This is a genomic window from Microbacterium sp. JZ37 (assembly GCF_035188445.1).
Lineage (GTDB): Bacteria > Actinomycetota > Actinomycetes > Actinomycetales > Microbacteriaceae > Microbacterium > Microbacterium barkeri.
On sequence record NZ_CP045253.1, the window covers coordinates 2,674,421 to 2,694,463 of the forward strand.

Consider the following 20,043-nt stretch of genomic DNA (forward strand, 5'->3'; position numbering starts at 1 on the left):
CAGCGGCACCGCGACCAGCTCACCGCTCCGGCGGACTGAACGACCGTGCTCACGCTCCCCTTCGCGATCGCGGCCGCCGTCTCGTACGGCCTGTCGGACTACGTCGGCGGGCGCGCGTCCGAGCGGATCGACGCTCGGGTCGTCGCGCTCATCAGCCAGGCATGCGCGGCGGTGCTCGCGGTGCTCCTCGTCGTCTCGCCGGTCGGGCAGGGAGCTCCGACCGGAGCGGATGTCCTCTGGGGAGCAGGCGCGGGGCTCGGCAGCGCGATCGGCAACGTGCTGATCTACCGGGGCATCGCGACGAGCTCGGTCACGAGCGTCGCGCCGATGTCGGGTGTCGTCGCGGTGACGATCCCAGTGGTCGTCGGCGTCGCGTTCGGCGGTCTGCCAACGCCGTTGCAGACGGCCGGTCTCATCGCCGTCGTCCCGGCGATCTGGCTCGTCGCGGCAGGCGGCCGGTCCGCAGCGGACCGGCGCGGCCTGCTCATCGGCGCGGGAGCCGGCGCCGGCTTCGGGACGCAGTTCACCTGCCTCGGCCAGACGTCGGAAGCGGCGGGCCTGGTTCCCCTCGCGATCGGCCAGGGCGTCTCGGTCGCGCTCCTCGCGGTGCTCGCCGTCGGAGTCCTGCGTACCGGAGGTTCGCTCCCCCGGCGGGCGGTCGGGATGGCGGCGGTGGCGGGCGTCCTCGCCGGCGTCGCGACGGTGAGCTACCAGATCGCGGCCCAGCTCGGGGATCTCGCCATCGCGGCGGCGGTCACGTCGCTCTACCCGGCGGTGACGGTGGTCGCGGCGGCGATCGTCACGCGTCGCTGGTGGACGCGCACCGAGGGCATCGGCCTCGCGCTGTGCACGCTCGCGCTCGTGCTCATCAGCACGTGAGCGCGCGTTCGAGTAATCACCCCGGTCGTCGAGCGAGCAACCACGCCCCGGTCGTCGAGCGAGCAACCACGCCCCGGTCGTTGAGCGAGCAACCACGCCCCGGTCGTTGAGCGAGCGAAGCGAGACGAAACGACACCCGCCCCGACGTCGGCTCGCGGCGTTTCGGCTGCGCTCGCTGGCGCTCGCTCCGCTCAACGACCGGAAGGACGCCCCACCCCCGGTCGTTGAGCGAACAATCACCCCCGGTCGTTGAGCGAGCGGAGCGAGACGAAACGACACCCCGTCCCCGAGATCGGCTCGCGACGTTTCGACTGCGCTCGCTGGCGCTCGCTCCGCTCAACGACCGGAAGGACGCCCCATCTCCCGGTCGTTGAGCGAGCGAAGCGAGACGAAACGACGCAACCTGCCTCGAGTTCCTGGCCGCGCTGAGGGCGCTCGGCCACACTGGAACCCATGGAGCATGTCGAGGTATCGCCAGAGGACATCCCCGACCCGCGCGTGGAGTGGCGTCAGAAGCTCCGGGAGATGCCGGTGCAGGTGCTGACTCTCGTGCCGCAGCGGCATCTCGAGAGCGCCATGCCATCCGGTTATGAACAGGGTCAGGACGGCCGCGGGCTGCGCGAGATGCACGTCAGCTTCACGTACACGCTCATCCGCGATCCCGACAACCGGATGGCCCCGGGGAACCTCGTCGAGATGGACGATGACATGCGGCGTTCCCTCGAGGAGGCCTCCGCCCACCCTCGACCGGACTGGCTCGTCGAGATGACCGAGCAGATGCGGTTCCCGCAGCTGTGGGAGGCCGTGCGGACGACGTGGCACCGCGATCCCTCGGAGGAAGCGTCTCTAGCGGCGGTGCTCGTCCAGCACGCGAACCATGTGCTGCGCAACACCTTCCGCATCGAACGCGGCCTCGAGGGAGTCGCCGGCGGACTCCCGCCCGCGCCCGACATCCGCGAGCGCGCGGTCCAGCGGCCGATCTCGCTGATGGTGGATGGCCTCGAGCTCGATGGCGCGTTCATCGACACTGACCCGCACATCTATGCGATCGGCACGGAGCTGCCCACGGGCGGAATCGTCACGGTCGTCGTTCCTCGCGACGAGCTTCCGCTGATCACGCTCGAGCTGGAGACCGTTCCGCGCTGACGCGGATCGTCAGCGCCCCCGGTCGTTGAGCGAGCGAAGCGAGACGAAACGACGCCCCCGCTCCCGAGATCGGCTCGCGACGTTTCGACTGCGCTCGCTGGCGCTCGCTCCGCTCAACGACCGGAAGGACGGCCCACCCCGGTCGTCGAACGAGCAACCACCTCCCGGTCGTTGAGCGAGCGAAGCGAGACGAAACGACGCCTCCGCTCCCGAAACCGGCTCGCGACGTTTCGACTGCGCTCGCTGGCGCTCGCTCCGCTCAACGACCGGAAGGACGGCCCCCGGTCGTTGAGCGAGCGAAGCGAGACGAAACGACACCCCGTCCCGACATCGGCTCACGACGTTTCGACTGCGCTCGCTGGCGCTCGCTCCGCTCAACGACCGGAAGGACGCCCCACCCCGGTCGTCGAACGAGCAACCACCGCCGGTCGTTGAGCGAGCGAAGCGAGACGAAACGACACCCGTCCCGACATCGGCTCACGAGGTTTCGACTGCGCTCGCTGGCGCTCGCTCCGCTCAACGACCGGGACGGCGCGCTCAACGACCGGAGGCCAGCAGCTCCCCCAGCGTCGCGTCGATCGTGCGCGCGGTCGCGTCCCAGTCGTACCCCGACGCGGGCGGATCGACGCGACGCGGGGAGGCCAGGGCCGAGCGGATGGCGCCAGCCCACTCCTCGACGTCGGTCGCGTTCTCGACGGCGCGGCCGCGATCGCCCACCGTCTCGGCGACCGCCGCGCACCCGCACCAGAACAGCACGGGGGTGCCGGTCATCACGCTCTCGAGCGCGGGAAGACCGAAGCCCTCGAGGGTCGACGGCATCACGGTCGCCGCCGCGCCGCGGTAGTGGCGCGCGAGCGCGGCGTCGTCGATCCCCGCGAGCAGCTCGACGCGAGCCGAGATGCCGCGCTCCGCGGCCATCCGCTCGGCCTGCTCGTGCTCGCGCGCGGGCAGGAGCATCCGCAGTCGCGCATCCGGCACGCGCCCGAGGGCGTCGAGCACGACCTCGACGTTCTTGTGCGCACGGAGGTTGCCGACGTACATGAGGTACGGATCGCCCGGGGCCGGCGCGACGTCGGCGCGGAAGGCGTCGGAGCATCCGATGCCCGCATTGACGACCCGCACGGCGTCGTCGTCGAGCCACTCCTCGATGAGCGCCTTCGACGTCTCGGAGACCGTGAGCACGACACCCGTCCGCCGCACGACCGGGCGGACCACGAGCCGGTAGTACGCGAGGTACTTCGCGCGCCCGGGCCACGGCGTCTGCAGCTGGATGAGGTCGTGCAGCGTCACGAGCTGCCGCTTCGCCCGCACGAAGGCGTTGTAGCCGGGCGAGTAGAGGAGGCGGTCGCGCGGCACGGCGCGCAGCGCATCCAGCGGGGCGAGGTGGTCGCCGTCGAGCCCGAGCGACTGCCACGGCGTCGTCAGCCGCGGGAGCACCTCGCGCGAGTAGCGCTGGATGCCGGCGATGCCATCCCACCGGGTGTCGATCGCGACCTGTGCCATGGGTTCCATTCTGTCGTCCCGGAGACCGGGCCCCTACCGCCGCTCCCCCAGCAGCGCGCGCTTCGCCGGCCGCGGCAGCTCGAACACGACCCGCGCGGGGGTGCGCATGACGAGCTCGTAGACCGCGACCGACAGGATGGCGATGGCGAGCGTCACCAGCAGCGGCGCGAGCGAGCGGATGACCGGGCGGTCGATCACGAGGCCCCAGTTCGGCACGCGCGACAGCAGCTCGAGCAGGAGTCCGTGCAGGACGTAGATCGGCAGAGTCCGGCGCCCGATCCACGCGAGCGCCCGGCCGACGGGCCGCGCCCGGCAGAGCACCGACATGAGCAGCAGGAGCAGGATGGCCGCGGCCGCGTCGCGAGGCACCGACAGCACCGCGCCGACGTGCGAATCGCCCATGGCCATGATGCCGCCCGCGCCGAGGTACACGGCGAGCGCGCCGAGCGCGAACGGGAGGTGCCGCGACGCGACGCGCTCGCGCAGCCACGCCGATCCGTAGACGCCGATCGCGAAGAAGACGGCGTACCGCATGAGGTTGCGGTACTGGTCGTTGTTGTCGGCGACCGGCACGTAGTGGCTGCAGATCGACACGACGACGAGCGTCACGAGGACGAGAGCAGGGTCGACCCGGCGCAGCGTCGCCAGAAGAGCGGTCCACACGGCGAGCGCGAACACGTACCAGAGGAGCGTCTTCGGCAGGACGAGCTCGTTGAGGTACGCATCCCAGCGGATGGCACCGGTCCCGCCGAGCGGGCCGGTCCAGACGTACGCGCCGACGAGCCCGGCGTAGAGCGCGAACGCGAGGAGCCACACCGCGTAGAGCCAGTACGACGAGGCGACCGACACGCGCACGGTGCGGTCGGACCATCCGTGCCGGATCCGTCGCGCCAGCAGCAGGCCGCTCAGCATCGCGAGCCCCGGGATGCGGAACGGCGTCATCGCGTCGATGAACCACGACCAGAAGCCCGTGGATGCCCCCGGCTGCAGATGCCCGAGGTAGCTCGAGAGCGTCGTGTGCATGAGCACGACGCCGAGCACGCAGATGCCGCGGGCCGCGTCGATCCACACGATGCGCTCGGTCCGGGCCATGCGCCCCAGCCTATGCGGGAGGGTTCGGATGGCCGTGGCCGGGCCGTCGGCGCCGCCATCCTTTCCCCGACTGGTCGCCATCCGCCCGCCCAAGCGGCCGTTCGAGGCAAGCCCCCGGAACGAGACCGCGGTCCTTGCCCCGTCCGGTCGCCATCCGACCGCCTAAGCGGCCGTTCAAGGCAAGCACCCGGAGCGAGGCCGGCCCGATCCGCTCAGCCGAAGACCGCGGCGATCCGCTGCACCTCCGCAGCGTGGGCGTGCGGGCGCGCCTCCTCCACCCACAGGGCCAGGTTCGCGGGCGTGAGCAGGCTCTCTGTCGCGAGCAGCGCGGCGCCGGTGACACCCTCGCGCTGGTCGAGCGTCGACCCTCGGACGACGAGGCCCTCCACGACGAGCTCGGCCGCCCGCTCGCGGATGACCTCCTCGACGATCCGGACAATGCGGTCGCCCATGCGCAGCACGCCGCCGCCGATGATCACCTCGCCCGGGTTCGCGAAGTTGACGAGGTTGGCGACGACGCCGCCGATCGTCCGCGCTGCGTCGTCGACGAGCTCCATGACGAGACGGTCGCCCACCGCGACCGCCTCCGCGACGTCGCCGAGCACGACGCGACCGCGCCGCGCGATCGCCGCGGTGATCACGGCGCTCTCGTCCGCGCGTGCCGTGAGGTCTGCCAGCAGCCGCCATCCGCTCGCGACCGCCTCGAGGCATCCGGTCTTGCCGCAGCGGCACTGCGCGCGGGGGTCGTCGGTGACGTGCGTATGGCCGATGTCGCCGGCGGCCCCGCGCTGCCCGCGGATGAGCCGGCCGCGTGAGATGAAGGCCGCCCCGACGCCCGTGCCGATCTTCACGAACAGCGCGTCCGACCCGGTCACCGCGCGCCCGCGCGCCCACTCGCCGAGCGCCATGAGGTTGACGTCGTTGTCGACCCACACGGGCGCGTCGTAGATGTCGCGCATCCACGCGCGCACGCTGAAGCCGTGCCAGCCGGGCATGATCGGCGGCGAGACGAGGCGCCCGGTCGCGAAGTCGACAGGCCCGGGCACGCCGATGCAGACGGCCCACGGGTGCGCCGCGCCCCCCTGCGCGGCGAGCGCGGCGAAGTGCGACGTGATGCGCTGCATCGTCTCCTCGGGCCCGTGCGCGACATCCCAGTCCTCATGCGACGAGCGGACGATCGTGCCGTCGAGGTCCGCGATGGCCGCGGTGAACTCCGAGGCGCCGAGCGTGGCGACGAGCACGTGACCGCTGCGCGCACGGAATCGGAGGGTGCGAGCCTGGCGGCCGCCCCCGGATGGCGCGAGCTCGCCCTCCTCGAGGAGACCGAGCGCGATCGCCTGCTCGACGCGCTGCGACACGATCTTCCGGCTGAGCCCGCTCGCGACGACGAGCTCGGGTCGGGTACGGGCGATCCCGGTCCGGACGAGCTCGATCAGCACGGCGAGCGGGGCGGCGTCGAGCGCGGGCGCCACCGCGCCTGCACGGCGGCCCTCGAGGAGGCCGCCGAGCAGGGGCGCTGCCGGGATGGTCACCCCGTCATTCTCCCGCGGACTCGGCGCGGCGCGCGCGCACGGCGGCGGCGACCTCGGGCAGCCGCCGCTCGAGCGTGTACCCGGCGATCGCGAGGATCTGCAGCACGCTGATGCCGGCGGGAAGGAGGAGGAAGAGCCAGAGCACCCCATCGGCGGTCGCGGCCGTCACGTGCGCCGGGTCGTATCCGATGAGGGCGAGCCCCCACGCGAGCAGCGCGGTGCCGATCGCGGCGCCGATCTTCGTGCTCATGCTGTAGCCCGCGAAGAGCAGGCCCTCGTCGCGTCGTCCACTGCGCGCCTCCTGCCACTCGACCGTGTCGGCGATGAGGGCCGGAGCGGCCACGAACCCGAACCCGCCGAGGATGTTCGCGATGAAGAAGACGATCGAGAAGGCGATGAGGTCGGTGTGCACGAGGTACATCGCGTACGTCAGGACGATCGAGAGCGCGAGACCCAGGATGATCGCGCGGCGCTGCCCGAGGAGTCGCAGGATCGGCGCGGTCAGGAGCGATCCGACGACGGCGGAGAGCGAGAAGGCGAGGAGCACGATGGGGATGGCACCGGGGTTGCCCAGCGCGTAGATCGCGAAGTACACGGCGCCGCCGGTGACGACACCGAGCCGGGCGAAAGCGAGCACCGAGAAGACGAAGACGGCGATCCACGGACGGTTGCCCGCGAGCGAGCGGAGCGATCGGGCGAAGGTGCCGCGCTCGTGCGTCACGGGAGTCGCGGGCACGCGCTCCTTCACCCAGGCGAAGACGAGCCAGAGAAGGAGTACGCCGACGGCGGCGTAGATGCCGATCGTCACCGCGAAGCCGGTCTTCGAGGTCGTCGAGCCGCCGATCGCCGCGATGAGCGGCTGGGTGAAGGTCGACACGATGATGATGCCGATCCCGACGCCGAAGGAGCGCAGCCCCGCGAGCTTCATGCGCATGCCCGAGTCGCGCGTGGTCATCGCCATGAGCGCGCCGTACGGCACGTTGACGGCGGAGTACGCGAGTCCCACGAGGACGAACGTCGCCGCGGCGTACGCGATCGTCGGGAAGTCGTCTCCTCCTCCCGGCGTGAGGAAGGTGAGGAAGGTGAGCACGCCGAGGAGCGGAGCCCCGAAGAGGAGATACGGCCGGGCGCGCCCCCAGCGCGTCGTCGTCCGGTCGAGGAGCACGCCCACGGCGGGATCGAAGAACGCATCGAGCACGCGCGCGATGAGGATCACGACGCCGGCGACCGCCGCGCTCATGAGCGCGACGTCGGTGTAGAAGAACAGCAGGTAGCTCGAGATCGTCGTCCAGGTGAGGTTCGACGCGATGTCGCCCAGCGCGAAAGCGGCGCGCTCGCGCTTGCCCACGGCGCGCGGGTCGTCGGGGTCGGTCGCCGCGAGACCGCGCGGCGGGATGGTCGCGCGAACGGCTGCCGTGGAGGCCAGTGTCGCGCGGCGGCGGGAGGTGTCGCTCATCGTCGAGCCCTTCTGTTGGGGTGTCCGTCGGTAGGCATACTTGCGTGCCGACCGAACAGAAGTCAATCAGGCGAGCATCAGACGTCTTGATGCGCGTCATAGCCGACCGCTATTTGCACTTCTGCTCTTACAGCACTTAAGTTCGGGAATCGATCTGACCGCAAGGAGCACCATGACCGACCCGACAGCCACCCCTGGCGAGCGCCGCCTGCCGACCGACGCCGATGTCGTGATCATCGGCAGCGGGCCGGCCGGCGCGGCGTACGCCCGCATCCTCAGCGAGCGCGCCCCCTCCGCCCGCCTCGTGATCGTCGAGGCGGGCCCGTGCGTGAGCACACCGCCCGGAGCGCACGTGAAGAACATCGCCGACCCCGACGAGCGAGCGCGCGCCCAGCGGCGGTCGGAGGGGCCGCGACCGCATGTCGACGACGTCTCCTCCGACACGATGGACGGGTACACGAGCGCCGAGGCGCGGCTGCAGCGCCCCGGCACCTTCCTGCTGACGTCTGGCTGGCGGCAGGACGGCGAGGACGGCCTGCCCGCCGCCGCGATGTCGAGCAACGTCGGCGGCATGGGCGCGCACTGGACCGGCGCGTGCCCCCGCCCCGGCGAGAGCGAGCGCATCGACTTCCTCGACGACCTCGACGACCTGCTGGACGAGGCGGAGCGCCTCCTCGGCGTGAGCGCGGATGCTCTCGCCGATGCGCCGCTCGCGAGCACGGTCCGCGCACGGCTGTCGGCCGCGCTGGACGACGGGCGGACGCCGGATCGTCGCGTGCAGCCGATGCCGCTCGCCGTGCGACGCACCGACTCGGGGCTCGTGTGGTCGGGGGCCGATGTCGTCTTCGGCGACGAGACGCGCAGCAATCCGAACGCCGTCCTCATCGACGAGGCGCTCGCGACGCGCGTCCTCGTCGACGGAGAGCGCGTCACCGGCGCGCGCGTCCGCGACCTCCGCACGGGCGAGGAGCAGGAGATCCCCTCGCCCTTCGTCGTCGTCGCGGCCGACAGCCTCCGCACCCCGCAGGTGCTTCACGCCTCCGGAATCCGCCCGCCCGCACTCGGGCGCTATCTCAACGACCAGCCCCAGATCGTGCACGCCGTGCGGTTGCGGGATGTCGACCCGGTCGCGGACGCGTCGACCGGCGACACCACGATCACCGCTCAGAGCGGCGTGAGCTGGGTGCCGTTCACCGACGCGCTCCCCTTCCACGGGCAGGTCATGCAGCTCGACGCTTCGCCCGTGCCGATCGAGGGCGACATCGTGCCCGGGTCGATCGTGGGCCTCGGCTGGTTCTGCGCGAAGGACCTGCAGGCGTCCGATCGCGTCGCCTTCGACGACGGCGAGGTCGACGACTACGGGATGCCGGCGATGCGCATCCACTACACGCTCACCGACCGCGACCGCGCGACGCTCGACACCGCGCGTCGCGCGATCCTCGAGGCAGGCGAGTCGCTCGGCGAGGCCCTCGACCCCGAGCCACTCGTGTTCCCCGCCGGAGCCTCGTTGCATTACCAGGGCACCGTGCGGATGGGCGCCGTCGACGACGGCACCTCGGTGTGCGACAGCCGCAGCCAGGTGTGGGGCGTCCGCGGCCTGCACGTCGCCGGCAACGGCGTCATCCCGACCGCGACCGCGTGCAACCCGACCCTCACGGGTGTGGCGCTCGCGGTGCGCGGAGCGCGCCACATCGCCGACGCGCTCACCACTCACTGACCAGAACGAGGAGTCCCATGCTCGACAGAGACATCATCCAGAGCGTCGGCGTGCGCAACGTCGTCGCCGACGGGCGGACCACGGGGTTCCGCTTCGAACTGCGCATGCCGAACTACCGCGGCGTGTGGGGCAGCCTCATCGACGGCGTCGCTGTCACCGTGGGCGACTTGAGCTGGGCGCGCGATGTCGCGCTCTGGACGCTCCAGGGGCGCACCTTCACGGCGCAGCAGCTGCGGGAGTCGGATCGCGAGGTCCGCTGGCAGCTCGACGAGCCCGCCGTGATCACCGTGCCGCACGAGGGCGGCCTTCCCGTCGGCGTGCACCGCCTGCAGGTCGACATCGCGATCCACGCGCCGTACATCCCGGCCGAGTTCCAGCCATCCGTCTTCCACGCCGAGCGAGAGGTCGTCGTCGTCTCATGAGCACCCTGAAGTACGGCGTCTCCCTGTACAGCTACACGGGAGACATGTACACCCTGATGACCCTCGACGATGCGATGCGCCAGATCGCCGACCTCGGCGCGACGGGCATCGAGATCCTCGGCGAGGGCAACATCCCGTCGTACCCGACGCCGAGTGCGGCGTGGATCGATCGCTGGCACGCCCTGCTCGAGGAGCACGCGCTCGAGGCGACGAATTACGGCTCGTGGATCGACTCGAGCATGTGGCGCCACCGCGACCTCACGGCCGACGAGGGTGCGGACATGCTCGCCGCCGACCTCCGACTCGCCTCCACGCTCGGGTTCACGACCCTGCGCCCGAAGATCGGCGTCGTGTCGATGGACCTGCGCCCGCACCCGATCTGGGAGGAGGTCATCGAGCGCAACCTCTCTCTCGCGGCCGACCTCGACATCGTGATCTGCCCCGAGATCCACGCACCCACGCCCATCCGCCACCCCGTCGTGGAGGAGTACGTGTCGTTCATCGAGCGGACGGGCACCGACCACTTCCGACTCCTCATCGACACCGGGATCTTCCAGCGCGCGATCACCACCGCGAACCACGATGGGCTCAGCGAGGAGGCGCAGGAGGAAGGATGGCGCAAGCCGCTCGCCCTGCCGATGTCCGATCTCGAGAGCGTGCTGCCGTACACCGCGTTCATCCAGGCGAAGTTCTTCGACATCGACGCGCAGCTCGTCGACCAGCAGATCCCGTGGCGAGAGATCCTCGAGACGCTCATCGCGAGCGACTGGTCGGGCTATCTCTCCAGTGAGTACGAGGGCGACCGGAGCCCGTACCGCGCGGTCGAGCAGGTGCGCCGCCAGCACGCGCTTCTGCACCGCCTCGAAGGCGAGATCCGCGGCAGCTGATCCGCCGGCCCCTGCGTGGACGCCCCGTGTCGCTCGACAGGGGGCGTCCATACGTTCAGCCGACCATTCGACGAAGGCGCGCGACGAAGGCATCGAGCTCCTCGCCGCTCGCGCGCAGGAAGTCGTCCCCGACGAGCACCCGCAGCACGCACGCCGCGTACAGCGCCTCGGAGGTCTCCGCGGCGCGACTCCCCTCGAGCGGGAGGATGTCTGCGACGCGCGCCACGAGGGCTCGCGACGCAGCCGCGCCACGCGCACGGAGCTCGTCGTCGTGGACCGATCGGTCGATCACGGCGCGCAGGACGGAGGCGTTGGCGTCGTAGAGCTCGGCCATGAGGTGGGCGGCGCGATCGGCGCCATCGAGCTCCTCCTGCTCGAGCCGGGTGGCGATCGCCGCCTCGGACTCCTCCATGTCACGCAGCCAGCGCTCGTGCGCGGCGCGGAAGAGGCCGGCCTTGCCATCCACCCGCGCGTAGATCGACGGGGCCGAGACCTCGGCGCGGCGGCAGACCTCCGCGATCGTGAGACCATCCCATCCGCGTTCGGCGAAGAGGTCCATCGCGACGCTCAGAACGCGGTCCCAGGTCCGCGCGCTCCGCTCCTGGCGCGGCGGGCGCACGTCTGCTGTCTCGGCCCTCGTCGTCATCCTCACGAGCTTCGCGCGCCCGGCGCCTCGGGAGCAAGCCCGGCGCCCATCTCCGCGAGCTGCGCGACGATCTCACCCGGGCTGCGCTCGCCGACCTGCTTCTGCAGCAGGGGCGTGCGGTCGAGCACCCAGTCGCGCAGAGGGCGCAGCGGGCGCGGGGTGTGGTGGAAGACCTTGCCGAGGATGTACGCCTGCTGCACCTGCGATGTCGTGTGCGCGATGCGGCGCTCGTCATAGCGACGGAGTGCGGTGGCGACAGCCGTCGCGTCGGCGAGGTCGACGCCGGTCAGGCACTGGGCGAGCGTGTACCCGTCGCCGATCGACATCCCGGCACCGTATGCCGCGTAGGGCGACGTCGCGTGGGCGGCGTCGCCGGCCAGCGTGATGCGCCCCTTGGACCACTGTGTGAGCGGCACGCGGTCGCGGATGGGCCAGCGCTGGGTGTGCGCGGGATCGGTCGCCGCGACGAGATCCCGCAGCGGCGACCCGAAGTTCACGAGCGCGGCGTGCGCGTGCGCCTTCAGGTCGTCGGGAGCGGGCCGATCCGCATCCCATGCCTCGACCATCCACCACTGGTAGCCGTCGCGACCCCGGTCGCGGATCGACGAGTACGTGCCCTGCACCGTGCGGTCGTGAGCGAGCACGACCTCGTTGCGCTCGGCGCCCGGGACGTCGGCGAAGGTGTACCCGCCGATGATGTGCAGGCGGTGCGATCGAATCGGCTCCTCACCCCAGAGGTGCGTCCGCACCATCGAGTGGATGCCGTCGGCTCCGACGATCACGCCGGCGTCGATGCTCGTGCCGTCCGCGAGGTGCACGCGTGCCGCGCCCTCGCCATCCTCGATCCGCGCCACGGTCACTCCGGTGCGGAGCACCCCCTCAGGCATCGCCGCAAGCATCCGCCGGTACAGCTCAGGCCGCAGCATGCCGATGAACCCGCCGCCGTAGTCGCGGACGACGTCGTCGGGCAGGCGGACCTCGGCCCTGACCGCTCCGCGGGCGTTGCGGAAGGTCGTGTGGCACGGGGCTCCGAGGTCGTCGATGTCGACGCCCATCTCGCCGAGTGCGCGGATGGGCGGCGGCCAGAGGTTGAGGATATTGCCGGCCGGGCGCGCCTCGGGGTACCTCTCGAGCAGGATCACCTCCTGTCCCACGGTGTGCAGTGCGAGCGCGGTCGCCATGCCTGCAGGGCCCGCACCGATGACGACGACGGGAACGTTCATCTCCATGATCTCCTCCCTCGAGTCGCCGACGACGACGAGCTCGAGACGGGCGCGGCTCTGCGCCCGAGAAGAACGATAACGGCGTTACATTTTGAGGGTAAGGGTGCATCGCGGATCGCGATGCGGCCTATCGGCGCGGCTGATGCCGACGGCACCCCGATATCCGGATGGCCGGGGCCCGGCGGTCACTGCTCCTCGGCACGCTCCGCATCGCCGCGCCCGGTCAACGCCGCGATCATGCTCCGCAGGGCAGACCGCGCCGCTTCCTGCTCGCGCGGGGTCATCCCGCTGACCATCCTGTCCTCGACCGCGCGGACGGCGGTGCTCGCCGCCTCGAGGCGCTCCCGACCGAGCGGGGTGAGCTCCGCGGGCAGCGCCCGCCCCACGCGGGCCTCCGCCGGCCTCGTGACCGAGCCGTCCTGCTCGAGCGTCTGCAGCAGCACGTTCATCGACTGACGCGTCACGAACGCCCCGCGTGCGAGTTCGGAGTTCGACAGGCCCGGCCGCTGCGCGAGCAGCTCGAGGCAGGCGTAGTGCGTCACCGTCATCCCGAGCGGTCGGAGCACGGCCTCCATGGCCGAACGGAGCGCGGAGGACGCCTCCTTCAGCAGATAGCCGAGGGATGTCTCGAGATCGATCACGTCTTGACTCATGTCAGAAGTCTGACATAGCCTCCTTGTCAGTTATCTGACACAAAGGAGCAGACATGCCCGTCACCGGCCCCGATTTCATCTCCCTGCAGGTGCGCGACCTCGAGGCGTCGCAGGCGTTCTACGAGCAGCACCTTGGTCTCGTGCGCTCGCCGGCAGGGCCGCCGCACGCCGTCGTCTTCGAGACGACTCCGATCGCGTTCGCCCTGCGCGACCTCGTGCCCGGAACCGACCTCGAGTCGGCCGCGCAGCCGGGCATCGGCACCGCGATCTGGCTCCACGCGACCGACGCGCAGGCGATCCACGATGCGCTCGCCGATGCGGGTCACACGATCGTCTCCGCGCCGATCGACGGCCCGTTCGGGCGCACCTTCACCTTCGCGGATCCCGACGGATATCACGTCACGATCCACGACCGGGCGTAGGCGAGGAAGGGGCGCTCGGGCGCCCCTTCCTCACACGTTCCGCTCGACGAACCCCTGGATCTCGCGGGCGAAGACGTCTTCACCGAACCGCTGTGCGCGCACCCGGCACTCCGCCGGCGACGAGGCGAGCGCCTTGTCGACCGCCGCGCGCAGCTCCGACGGGGAGTCCCAGTCGTGCACGTGCGCCCCCGTGACGCCATCGAGCACCGACTCGACCGCTCCCCCGATGGCGTTCGCGAGTACGGGCGTGCCGGCCGCCATCGCCTCGACGGGGATGATCCCGAAGTCCTCGATGGGCGCGAAGACGAGCACCGAAGCGCGCTGCAGGATGGCGGTCAGCAGCGGATTCGACGGATGGTGCACGAAGGTCACCGCGCCGGGGTACGTCTCGTCCGCGATCGTGTGGAGCCGGTCTTCGTCGGGCCCCGATACGGCGAGCACGACAGGCAGACCGGAGGCGCGCTCCCAGGCGCCGTCGATGCGCTCGGCGATGAAGCGACTGTTAGCCGCGATCGCGACCGCCTCCAGTGCGCTTTGCGTCTCACCGCGAGCGCGTCTCCTCCCCTGGCCGGTAGGTTCGAGAGAAGTGCACGACGGCCGTGCATGCAGAGCAGAGCTCTGCGCGAGTTCGAAGGCCCTCCCCATGCGCACAGTCCGAGCTGCCCTCTCCGGATCTCTCGGGGTGTGGCGCTGGGCGCTCGCGGCGAGCGGGTTGTTCATCGCTCTGCAGATCGTGTTCCTGCTCCTTCTCGTCCTCGCGCATGCCATCCCAGCCGTCTTCATCTACAGCGAGCTCGCAACGGATATCGCCGACGGGCTCTGGACGACCACCGACCACCCGTCGGACGGACTCTCGCACCGTGGTCTTTCCGACGCGTACACCGACTGCATCGTGCTCACCGCGGGGCTTTCGGCCCGGACCGCCTCCGCGATCGACCCGCTCTGGGCAGCACTGACCTTCCCGCACCTCGGAAGTTGCGAGCCGGCAGTCACGGGCGTCGAAGCGTTGAGCACTGGACGCGTCCCGGCCGTAGAAGGAACTTATGGACGGTACTGGGGCGGCTTCGCCGTACTCACCCGGCCGCTCCTCGCGCTCGGCGGGATCGGCGCAGTGCGGATGGCCGCAACCTTGCTCGTTGGAGCCGCAGTTGTCGCCCTGCTCGTCGTCGCGCGTCGCCGGATCGGGCTTGCGGCCGCCGTCGCGCTGCTGGCGCCGGTGCTGGTATCGACGAACTTCATAACGCAGACGACGACAGGCTTCTCACACCTCGTTGAGTTCTCGGTCGCACTGCTCGGCGGCGTTCTCGGTCTCATCGTCGGCGCGCGCAGCGTCTGGGGCACCGCGGCGGCTGGGCTCGTGGCGGGTGCGGTTTTCGTCTACGTCGATTTTCTCCACAATCCGCCGATCGCCTGGACGCTCTTCGTCTTCGGTGCCGTGGCTTCGCGGCTGGCCTCAAGCCCCGCGTCTCTCCGAGACGGGGCGAGAGTGCTCGGCCTCGCGACCGCAAGCTGGCTCGGGGGTTATGGCGCGGCCTGGGCCGCGCGATGGCTGGTCGGTCTCGCAAGCGGAGCGGTGAGCTGGGACGAGCTCTCCGGCAAAGTCGGCCGATGGACGAGCGGCGCAGAAGCCGGCGCCGACCTGCCAAGCGGCCTAGGCGCCGCCTCCAAGATCAATGCGGGGTTCTGGCTCGATGTGCCGACGGCGTTGCCCGTGGCGCTCGCCGTGCTGGGTGTCGTCGCCTGGGCTGTCGTCATGCTCATCCGCAAGCGCGACAGCGCGGGTGCTTGGCGGATGGCACTGTTAGCGGCACCCGCGCTCCTCACCGTCGTGTGGCTCGAGAGCTTGTCCGGCCACTCCACATGGCACGCGTTCTTCGTCTACCGTGCGATTCCGATGGCCGTCGGTGCGGTCGCGGCGAGCGCGGTCATGACCACGCTCGCCCGCCGCTCACTCGCAGCCTGGGGTTGAAGTCTCGACCGGCACCTTCTTCACGAGAGGCGTGTGCACGACGTCAAGGGGGCCGTACTCCTGCCCCTCGGCACCGGCGAAGGTCACCTCGATCGTGTGGGAGGTGGCCGGCTGGTTCTCGATCAGCACCCGAACCGCGGGGCGTCCCTCGTCCATCGTCCCGGCGACGGGCACGTAATCTTGGCCGTCAACCTTGGCGGACACGTAGGTGCCTCCGACCGGGCCATAGAAGACCATGTCCGTCGCTTTCACGCCACGGTCGTAGAACTTGCCCGTCGAAATGTACTTGGGCAGATCCGCGACCTCGCCCGGCTGCAGGGTGTAGTTGTAGGTCGCCTTGGTCGTGAACGTGGGTGCTTCCTCCGGCTGACAGACGTTGCTGCTCGCTTCGACGCTCATATTCGCGTAGTAGTCGAGCTTGCCTTCGGTGGTGTCGTTGACGAAAACCGCCAGAGCAGTCTCGTCCTCGTTGTCGGCGGGGAGCGGGGTCGAGAGAGTCGTGCCTTGAACGGCCCGCGCCTCTATCGGGTCCGTCGATGAGAAGTAGATGCGGCCCTCAGATCCTGCCCTACCCAGCGCTTGCGCGAGTTTCACGATATCCGCGGACCCGCTCGTGATCTTCTCGAACACGCCCCCCGCAGCGGCCGCGAAGTACGCATCCTGCGAGGCGTTGTCCGGGTACTTGAAGTACACGCGGTTAAGGAGCGCGTCAGCGGCATTCTCGGAGTTGATCTGATCACCCGTCGGAAGGTTCACTGGTCCGGTCGCACCGAGGATGTAGCCGAGAGCCACCGGGTCGAGAGAGAGCACGCCGACACCTGGGTCCCCGTAGGTCTCTTGCCAGAACGCCCGCACGAGCCGCGCCGTCTCATCAAAGCTCGGGGACATCGTCGAGTCCTGGATGAACTTCCCGACGCGCGTCCCGTACAGGGCCTCCGTGCCCTGATCCAGATCGATGATCGGCTCCGGCCGACCGTTGTTGAAGTCCGTGGAAGCCGCTTGCTGACTGATTGAAATGCGTCCCTGATCAGCAGTCAGCATCATCAGCGACGCAGGATTCCCGCCCGTCGTCCGCGCTTCGGCGTTGTTCTGAACGATCACGAGGTAGTTCCGTGGTCCATCTCCACCGAGCATCGTCGGAAGGTGTGGCATGAGTTCGTCGAGACGCACGAGCGTGGGCCAAAGCGTTTCGACGGCGCCGGTGAGTTGGCCGACGGCATCCTGGACCGGCGGAAGCAAAGTCGACGTGTCGATGGCGCTGAGATCGATCTGCACCTTCTCCGTCGCGACAGCTGCCTGCGACATCGGCTCCGCGAGCGAACGCACAGCGTCCAGATTGATCGCGCCGTTCTCTGGCCCGATGGCCGTGATATCGACGCCAGCGAACGGCTTCAACGCGTCACGAACGAGGTCATCGGCCGCGGCTGCGGCGAGGCGCACGGAGGCGATGTCGTCCCCGACGAACGGGACCCACTCGACGCCTCGCCAGAACAGGTGGTCAGTGGAAGCGCGAGCAGTAGCGGTCTTCTCTGCCACGTCATCGACCGAGGACTGAGCGCCAACCGCGTCGCCCGAGGCGACCTTGTTCTGGACCTCGCTTGCAAGAGGAACGACATCTCGCAACGCGCTGTAGGCGATGAAGGCGCTTACAGCCAGCACCGCCGCGTAGGCAAGCACGAGAACCGGAATGCCCCATCCAAGCCAGCGTCGAAGCAATCGTCCCCTGCGACTCGGCTTCTCCCGAGGCTCGGACGGCTCGGTGCGGTTGCTCGAAGTCATTGTGTGGCGCAACTCCTGGCTCTGCCGGAACCGGACAGCGAACTGTCGGTCCGTCTTGGTCTGGTTCGCCCAGCATAGTTCGGGCCGCTCCGGACAATCCTCACGAAGGGCTGCGCGTGCGGTAGCCGAGTTGCACTCGGCGCCGGATACCGCCGTGCCTCAGGACATAAGCCAGCTCGCTCCGAGCCTGGCGATCCCTGAGGCGGGAGAGGGAGGCCCCGATATGAGAGCGTCGCAGCGCCCTCGGCGCTCAACTGCATCGCGTGTAGGCGAACGCCGCGCGCCGCCTCTGATGCGCTGATGGGACCACTCGAAGCGCCAGACGACAGACCGCAGCTGTCACGATTCTGGCGACGTCACCGCGGTGGCGTCCTCTAGTTGGTGCGCGAGCCACGGCGCGAGTGAGCGTGAGAAGGCCGTCGCTAGGTGATTGCTGTCGAAGTAGACGATCGTTCCTCCGATCACGGCGTGGCACTTCCCGCCTGTGCAGAGCCGCGAACCAAGGTCAACGACGTCCCCACCGCTGGCACGTACCGCGTCCGCGAGGAAGTTCGGCCGCTCGGGCCTCTCCCACGAGCAGGGATCATACTCCGAGCGCTCGCTTTCCACACATTCGGGCGCCCGCACTCGCTCCGGCATCCCAGGTACGTCCGTGAGTGCCACGACCTCGCGCCCGCCAGCGAGCAGCGGTGCGAGCATGTCTGCCGCCGTCGCAGCATCAGTCTTCTTTGTGTGCGCCCGGTTGCTGAATACCAGGGCCTCGAGCGCCTCGTTCGCGGCGAGTTCCTCGCGGACCTTCTCGCCCCACTCTACGCAGTTGTCGATCCGCGCCTGGTCTTCCGCGTTCTTCTCCTCGCGGGGCACGTCGAATCCGCTGCAGCCAGGGGACTGATATGCGAGGACGCGCCAGCCGAGTTCCTTCCCGACGAGATGCATCGCCTCCCAGAGGTGGTGAGAGTGGGAGTCCCCGACAAAAGCAGCCGTCAGCGCGGGATCGTCCATCTCACCCAACTCGCAGTGCTTCACGCCCTCGGCGGAGGTCGTGCAAGGAGCGTTCATCGAGATACCTCGCTTGTAATAGATGTCGCTGCTCGTATACGCGGGGTTGACGGTCCCTGTGACGGCGAAAGGGTCGGAGCAGTGGTTGTCGAGCGCGTAGGCGCCGAAGCATCCCTCCCTGTTCTCAAGTTCGGCTTCTATGGACGACTCGTATCGCTCATCGGCCGTCGCGACAGCGTACGACGTGCCCCCGGTCACAGCGACGATCGCGACCATCCCCAGGGCCATAAACGCATAGGTCGGACGCCGCGATCGAAGCGGCCCGGCCGAGCGTCTCAATGGCGTCTCGACGTACCGCTGGGTAAGGACTGCGAGCACGATCGTCGCAGCGAGGATCACGAGCCCGCTACGAGGGCCGAGCAATCGGCCTGTGGCCACCGGGTAGGCGACGATCAGCGGCCAATGCCAGAGGTAGATGGAGTAGGAGTTGTCTCCGATGAACTGCACGAGTCCATGCCTAGCGAGGAACTGCGGCGCCCAGTTGGAATCAGGATCACCAATGTGAATGAGAAGTGCGGTGCCGATCACCGGAATCAGTGCCGTCCAACCTGGGAAGGGCGTGTTCGCGTCGAACACGAACGCGGGCACCAGGATCGCAGCGAGCCCGAACCAGCTGGCCACGACCCGCGAAGGCTGAGGTGCCCGCGACAGGGCCGGGAGGAACACGAGCAGCCCGCCCGCTGCGAACTCCCACGCCCTCACGGGGGTCGCGAAGTACGCGATTGACGGATACTCCGACGTCGCCCAAATCGACACCGCCAACGACAAGACGAACACGACCGCGATGCCGACTCCGATCGCATGTCGCTGATTCCCCCGCACCTTCCGCGCCAGAAGCAGCACCAGCAAGATCAGGAGGGGCCAGGCGATGTAGAACTGCTCCTCAACTGACAGCGACCAGAAGTGCTGCACGAGGCTCGGGGAGTTCTCAGCGGCGAGATAGTCAACGGCATTCACCGCGAGTAGCCAATTGAGCACGTACAGCGCACTGGCGCCGATCTCCGACAGATTCTGCGGCATCACTGACCCCGGCATGACGGCCACTGCAAGCCCGAAGGACGCCAGCAGAACCAGGAGCGACGCCGGCAGGAGTCGCCGGATACGACGTGCCCAGAACTGGGACAACGCGACGGTGCCGGTGTTCTCAACCTCACGCAGCAGATGTGCGGTGATGAGGTAGCCAGAGATCACGAAGAAGACGTCGACACCGATGAACCCGCCCGGCACGCGGGACGGCCAGAGGTGATAGATGACGACCAGCAATACAGCGAGTGCGCGCAGTCCTTGGATGTCGAGTCTCTTGGAAGCCACGACCCGAAAGCCTAACGGGCGGTTTCAAGGGGATCCCGCTTCAAGACCGTCGGCGCGGTGGGGCACGTCGGCCGACTGTCGCCTACGGCAACGCTACCTTCTGGCGATTGCGAGAGTCCGGTAGCTGCTGAGTCTGTCCGCCGTCGTGTGTCCGAGGTCGCGACGAACCCTCAACGCGCCGGTCACCCGAGTCGCAACATCCGGCGAACAGGCGAGGCACGGATCCTTCATCGTCTCCAGGGCGGCGAGCTACGCAGCCAGCCGCCGCCACGCGTCGGCAGGTCGCCCTGTGCGGGCGTCGCCGGTCTCGCGCCACGCCCTGAAGGACGGCCTTGCAAGTATCGAGG

The 20,043-nt window shown here is 69.5% G+C and carries 17 protein-coding genes; 7 read left to right on the plus strand and 10 right to left on the minus strand.

Features of this window, described 5'->3' with window-relative positions; genetic code table 11:
- Nucleotides 1-45 precede the first annotated feature (45 nt).
- Entirely contained in the window at nucleotides 46-879 is an 834-nt protein-coding gene (locus tag GC092_RS12455) for an EamA family transporter (protein WP_324012265.1), read from the plus strand.
- Between the two features lie 453 nt (nucleotides 880-1,332).
- Nucleotides 1,333-2,025: a hypothetical protein gene (locus GC092_RS12460; RefSeq protein WP_324012267.1), complete on the plus strand. Its 693-nt coding sequence runs from the start codon at nucleotides 1,333-1,335 to the stop codon at nucleotides 2,023-2,025.
- Nucleotides 2,026-2,562: 537 nt separating this feature from the next.
- On the opposite strand, the gene GC092_RS12465 is transcribed toward GC092_RS12460, so the two are convergent.
- From GC092_RS12465 to GC092_RS12480, 4 genes are all read right to left on the minus strand, one after another.
- On the minus strand, nucleotides 2,563-3,528 hold the full coding sequence (locus GC092_RS12465) for a glycosyltransferase (RefSeq protein WP_324012269.1): 966 nt from the start codon (nucleotides 3,526-3,528) through the stop codon (nucleotides 2,563-2,565).
- A 33-nt stretch (nucleotides 3,529-3,561) separates the two neighbouring features.
- Nucleotides 3,562-4,620: an acyltransferase family protein gene (locus GC092_RS12470; RefSeq protein WP_324012271.1), complete on the minus strand. Its 1,059-nt coding sequence runs from the start codon at nucleotides 4,618-4,620 to the stop codon at nucleotides 3,562-3,564.
- A gap of 212 nt (nucleotides 4,621-4,832) precedes the next feature.
- On the minus strand, nucleotides 4,833-6,152 hold the full coding sequence (locus GC092_RS12475; RefSeq protein ID WP_324012273.1) for an ROK family protein: 1,320 nt from the start codon (nucleotides 6,150-6,152) through the stop codon (nucleotides 4,833-4,835).
- A 4-nt stretch (nucleotides 6,153-6,156) separates the two neighbouring features.
- Entirely contained in the window at nucleotides 6,157-7,608 is a 1,452-nt protein-coding gene (locus GC092_RS12480; RefSeq protein ID WP_324012275.1) for an MFS transporter, read from the minus strand.
- Between the two features lie 172 nt (nucleotides 7,609-7,780).
- Here GC092_RS12480 and GC092_RS12485 point away from each other — a divergent pair, with 172 nt between their 5' ends.
- From GC092_RS12485 to GC092_RS12495, 3 genes are read left to right on the plus strand one after another with little or no spacing between them, the layout of a single operon-like run.
- Nucleotides 7,781-9,325 carry a GMC oxidoreductase gene (locus GC092_RS12485; protein ID WP_324012278.1) on the plus strand — a complete coding sequence of 515 codons (1,545 nt, stop codon included), beginning with the start codon at nucleotides 7,781-7,783 and terminating at the stop codon, nucleotides 9,323-9,325.
- Between the two features lie 17 nt (nucleotides 9,326-9,342).
- Nucleotides 9,343-9,747, plus strand: coding sequence for a C-glycoside deglycosidase beta subunit domain-containing protein (locus GC092_RS12490; protein ID WP_324012279.1), 405 nt, complete (start codon nucleotides 9,343-9,345; stop codon nucleotides 9,745-9,747).
- Entirely contained in the window at nucleotides 9,744-10,634 is an 891-nt protein-coding gene (locus GC092_RS12495) for a sugar phosphate isomerase/epimerase family protein (protein ID WP_324012281.1), read from the plus strand. Before GC092_RS12490 ends, GC092_RS12495 begins: the two co-directional genes overlap by 4 nt.
- 55 nt (nucleotides 10,635-10,689) lie before the next feature.
- Here the strand turns inward: GC092_RS12495 and GC092_RS12500 are convergent, their stop codons facing one another.
- The 3 genes from GC092_RS12500 to GC092_RS12510 form a co-directional block, all read right to left on the minus strand.
- Nucleotides 10,690-11,280, minus strand: coding sequence for a TetR/AcrR family transcriptional regulator (locus GC092_RS12500; RefSeq protein WP_324012284.1), 591 nt, complete (start codon nucleotides 11,278-11,280; stop codon nucleotides 10,690-10,692).
- Between the two features lie 2 nt (nucleotides 11,281-11,282).
- Nucleotides 11,283-12,509, minus strand: a complete 1,227-nt coding sequence (locus GC092_RS12505; RefSeq protein WP_324012286.1) for an FAD-dependent oxidoreductase — start codon at nucleotides 12,507-12,509, stop codon at nucleotides 11,283-11,285.
- 179 nt (nucleotides 12,510-12,688) lie between these two features.
- A complete protein-coding gene (locus GC092_RS12510) occupies nucleotides 12,689-13,156 on the minus strand; it encodes a MarR family winged helix-turn-helix transcriptional regulator (RefSeq protein WP_324012288.1) in 468 nt (155 codons plus the stop codon).
- A gap of 53 nt (nucleotides 13,157-13,209) precedes the next feature.
- Here GC092_RS12510 and GC092_RS12515 point away from each other — a divergent pair, with 53 nt between their 5' ends.
- Nucleotides 13,210-13,578, plus strand: a complete 369-nt coding sequence (locus GC092_RS12515) for a VOC family protein (protein WP_324012290.1) — start codon at nucleotides 13,210-13,212, stop codon at nucleotides 13,576-13,578.
- Nucleotides 13,579-13,608: 30 nt separating this feature from the next.
- Here GC092_RS12515 and GC092_RS12520 read toward each other — a convergent pair whose 3' ends face one another.
- Nucleotides 13,609-14,019 carry a glycosyltransferase gene (locus GC092_RS12520; protein ID WP_324012292.1) on the minus strand — a complete coding sequence of 137 codons (411 nt, stop codon included), beginning with the start codon at nucleotides 14,017-14,019 and terminating at the stop codon, nucleotides 13,609-13,611.
- A 271-nt stretch (nucleotides 14,020-14,290) separates the two neighbouring features.
- Here GC092_RS12520 and GC092_RS12525 point away from each other — a divergent pair, with 271 nt between their 5' ends.
- Entirely contained in the window at nucleotides 14,291-15,547 is a 1,257-nt protein-coding gene (locus GC092_RS12525) for a hypothetical protein (protein WP_324012294.1), read from the plus strand.
- On the opposite strand, the gene GC092_RS12530 is transcribed toward GC092_RS12525, so the two are convergent.
- Nucleotides 15,527-17,326 (minus strand): DUF4012 domain-containing protein, encoded by a 1,800-nt coding sequence (locus GC092_RS12530; protein WP_324012296.1) that lies wholly within the window; start codon nucleotides 17,324-17,326, stop codon nucleotides 15,527-15,529. The two genes, GC092_RS12525 and GC092_RS12530, sit on opposite strands and share 21 nt — an antisense overlap.
- Nucleotides 17,327-17,665: 339 nt before the next feature.
- Complete coding sequence (locus GC092_RS12535) at nucleotides 17,666-19,696, minus strand: acyltransferase family protein (protein WP_324012297.1); 2,031 nt, start codon at nucleotides 19,694-19,696, stop codon at nucleotides 17,666-17,668.
- Nucleotides 19,697-20,043 lie beyond the last annotated feature (347 nt).